The organism is Halobacterium bonnevillei (assembly GCF_009831555.1).
GTDB lineage: Archaea > Halobacteriota > Halobacteria > Halobacteriales > Halobacteriaceae > Halobacterium > Halobacterium bonnevillei.
On record NZ_WUUU01000334.1, the window covers coordinates 1 to 1,356 of the forward strand.

Below are 1,356 nucleotides of genomic sequence, written 5' to 3' on the forward strand. Positions count from 1 at the left end.
GCTCGCGGGACTGAACGACGCCGTCGTGGGCGCTATCGGGCCGCCGACCCGCGAGACGGCCCAGCGACGCGGCGTCGACGTGGACGTCGTCCCGGCGGACGCGGACTTCGAACAGCTTGCGCGCGACGTTCGCGACGAACTCTAACGCTCCGTCCCGGTCTCGCCTACCGCTCCGTTCCGGTCTCGCCGTCGGTCTGGCAACGGCGAACGGTCTCGATTTCTGCGTCGGGCGTGATTTCGGCGGTGACGCGCTCGCCCCCGAACGCGAACCGGACTTCGAGACGAGGCGGGTCCTCGCTCAGAATCTCGGAGTCGAACTCGTCGAGTTTGCTCCAGGCGCGTGACGCGTGCCCCTCGAGGAGTTCGAGGTCGTGCTCGAAGAAGAACGCCTCCACCTCCGGGTAGTACGTCGCGAGCGTCGACCCCGAGAACTGGGTGACGCGGTCGCAGCGCCGGCACTCGTAGGTCACCCGCGAGGGTTTCGGGTCGTCCTCGGTGCCGCCGGGGAGGCGCGCGAGTTCGCCGTCGACGCGGCCCGCGCAGACGTAACAGAACCCCGTGGTCGCCCGCTGGACGAACGTCCGGAGCCAGCGCGCGAACGCTGCCGGGAGTTCCGCGCGGTCGAACTGCTCGAGGCTCCCAGGCGGGAACGGGAACCGCGCGCCCTTCCCGCAGTCTCTGCACGTGATCCACGCGCGCTCCTCGCGGTACGCCGCCGTCATCGTCCCGCCGCACAGCAGGCAATCCCAGTCCAGTTCGAACTGGTCGACCGAGGCGTCGGCGGTGTACGTGCCGGCGAGCAGCGCGCCGACGATCTGTTCGCCGGCGAGCGTGAGTTCGTAGCCGTCGGCCTCGCGGACGAACGACCCGCGGAGCCGCTCGAGGTGGTAGTTGAAGTTCCCGCTGTCCGCGACGGCCACGCGGTCGTGGAGGTCGGAGAACGACACCGAGTCGTCTGGCGTCTCCGCGAGCGCGCGCAGGATGTCCACGCGGACATCGTTCGCGAGCAACCCGAAGACCTCGTCCGGCGGCGTCCGGTCGACGGTCACGACGTCCTCGCGCCTCGATTCGTCGGTCATGTGACATCGTCGCCGACGCGCCGTAATGAGTCTGTGGCTACCGCACCGGGCACGCCCGCCCAACTAGTCAATGTTCGGACAGTAACGCGCTACTGATTACGTTTATTCCGATGGAGTCGCTGTGTGAGGACCACCAGACGATGCACGAGTCGCAGTCGCCCGTTCGCGCCCTCCTCGACGAGTTCGTCCGGCCGCGCCGCCGCAAGTTCGCCGCCGGAATCGCCCTGCTCGCCGCCGCCGTGTTCGTCCAGCGCGTGCCGGCGCTCGTCGTCGGCGT

The 1,356-nt window shown here is 69.2% G+C and carries 1 protein-coding gene and 1 pseudogene; one reads left to right on the forward strand and one right to left on the reverse strand.

Annotated features, from left to right (window positions below; genetic code table 11):
- Nucleotides 1–145, forward strand: a pseudogene (locus GRX66_RS19050) (uroporphyrinogen-III synthase); the annotation flags it as partial.
- 19 nt (nt 146–164) lie between these two features.
- Here GRX66_RS19050 and GRX66_RS19055 read toward each other — a convergent pair.
- Complete coding sequence (locus tag GRX66_RS19055) at nt 165–1,079, reverse strand: winged helix-turn-helix domain-containing protein (RefSeq protein WP_159527850.1); 915 nt, start codon at nt 1,077–1,079, stop codon at nt 165–167.
- Nucleotides 1,080–1,356: the final 277 nt, after the last annotated feature.